Source organism: Agromyces humi (assembly GCF_009720255.1).
GTDB classification, from domain to species: Bacteria; Actinomycetota; Actinomycetes; order Actinomycetales; family Microbacteriaceae; genus Agromyces; species Agromyces humi.
In genome coordinates this window covers 1-1,108 of record NZ_WJSP02000659.1, presented here as the reverse complement: position 1 = coordinate 1,108, position 1,108 = coordinate 1, and the positions used below count along the sequence as shown (strand labels likewise).

Annotated in this window: 1 protein-coding gene; it reads right to left on the bottom strand. The window is 72.4% G+C overall.

Going from position 1 to position 1,108, the window contains the following annotated elements:
- Positions 1-898, bottom strand: an 898-nt coding sequence (locus GH736_RS23295; protein WP_159607428.1) for an aldo/keto reductase, incomplete at its 3' end; no start/stop codon positions are given.
- Positions 899-1,108: the final 210 nt, after the last annotated feature.

The following is a 1,108-nucleotide window of genomic DNA, read 5'->3' as shown; positions in this document are numbered from 1 at the left end:
CGGTGAGCACGCGGTGGCCGCGTCGTCCGAGGTGGCGCGCGACGCGTTCGCCGCGCGCGTCGCGACGCACCTCGGAGCGTCGGCGCACCTGGCCGCCGAGGAATCCGTTGGCCAGCGCGAAGTACGGCAGCACGGCGAGGCCCTGCGCATGGGCGACGAGCTCGGTCGCTCCCTCGAAGGGCCGCCGCTCCATGAGGTTGTACCGGGCCGTGAGGAGCTCGAAGCGGGGCAGGCCGTTGGCCGCGAGGACACGGGCCTCGATGAGCCGCTCAGGCGAGAAGTCGGAGGCACCGATGGCGCGCACCTTGCCCGCGGTGATGAGCGCGTCGACCTCCCCGAGGCTCTCCTCCAAGGGCGTCTCGGGGTCGTCGCCGTGGAAGAACAGCACGTCGATGCGATCGGTGTCGAGCCGGCTCAGGGATGCCTCGACGGCCGACCTGATGTCGACCGGGGCGAGCCCCTGGTGATCGGGGTGACGCCCGACCTTCGTCATGACGCGCATGCGATCGCGGGTGTGCCGCGAACGCAGCCAGGAGCCGATGATCGTCTCGCTGCGCCCCGCCGCGTAGCTGTCGGCCGTGTCGAGCAGGTCGCCTCCCGTGCCGGCGAAGCGGTCGAGCACCGCGTGGGCGGCGTCGGCGCCGAGGCTCCAGCCGAAGGTGCTGCCGCCGAGCGCGATCGGGTGCGCCACGATGCCCGTGTCACCGAGGGTCGAGGGCATCGGCACCGTGATCGGCCCCGAGAGCGTGTTCGACTCGACGGTCTCGACGCGGAGCACCGGCGTCGTCGACGCCGTGACGCTCGCGACGTCGTCGCGCCCCAGGTTCGCGAACTCCTCGATGACCGCCGTGCCCGCGACGCTCGCCGCGTGGGCTCGGTAGGTGTGCCGTCGTGCCACGCGCCCCTCCTCCCCAGGATTGACTCCGAGAATACGTCCTCGGGGTACGCGTCCCCCGCACGACAGGGCGAAACGAGGTGAACTGTTACCGAATCGTTTGCGGTCCGTCCACTGGTGTCCCCCGAACGGGCGGCGTGGGCCGTGGAGGCGCGGGCTCGCAGGTCCGCAGGCGCACTTCTGCGCGCCGGTCGACTAGCCGCGGCCCGCGCG